This window comes from Vibrio sp. 1249-1 (assembly GCF_033340495.1).
On sequence record NZ_JAWOWJ010000286.1, the window covers coordinates 1 to 872 of the forward strand.

An 872-nucleotide genomic window follows, 5' to 3' on the forward strand; every position below is an offset into this window, starting at 1 on the left:
AATCCAGATGAGATTTTAGGGAATTTGCTCTTTCCTTTGGTTTCATTGGCGGTTGCGGTGATTCTTTTCGAAGGCAGCTTGACCCTAAACTTTAAAGAAATTCGCGGTGTGAGTGGCTCAGTCTGGAGTATCGTTTCCATCGGGGCCATCATTTCGTGGGCAGCAACCAGTATTGCGACGCACTATTTCCTCGGTTTTACTTGGGAGCTCGCCATGTTGTTCGGCAGCTTAACCGTCGTCACGGGGCCGACAGTTATCGTGCCGCTGCTTCGGACGGTAAGGCCTAACAGTACACTTGCCAATATTTTGCGCTGGGAAGGGATCTTAATCGACCCTCTTGGTGCGCTGTTTGTGGTGATGGTGTATGAGTTTATCGTGTCGCACAGCGCCGTAAACAGCATGGAAGTCTTTGGCACCATCATTGCCGTAGGTGTCATTTTAGGTGTGGCGTCTGGTGCAGCCGTAGCGACGGTATTGCGTCGAGCGTGGTTGCCGGAATACTTGCAGCCTTTTGCGGTTTTAATGGTGGTACTGGGCGTATTTTCGGTCTCTAACCACATCGAATCTGAAGCGGGGTTATTAACCGTTACCGTGATGGGTATGTGGCTTGCCAACGCGAAAGACATCAACATTCAGCAAATTCTGCATTTTAAAGAGCACTTGACCATTTTGTTGATCACTGGCTTGTTCATCTTCCTTGCGGCTCGAATCAGCTTGGATGATTTTGCAGCGCTGGGTAGTGGTGCATTGCTGCTGTTTGTCTTTATGCAGTTGGTGTCGCGCCCGTTATCGATTTTTCTTTCTACGATGCGCAGCAACTTGAACCTTAAAGACAAGCTCTTTTTGTCTTGGGTTGCACCACGCGGTATTGT

The 872-nt window shown here is 49.1% G+C and carries 1 protein-coding gene; it reads left to right on the top strand.

The features are described from left to right. Window positions 1–872, top strand: an 872-nt coding sequence (locus R7Z50_RS25885; RefSeq protein WP_318149527.1) for a cation:proton antiporter, incomplete at both ends; no start/stop codon positions are given.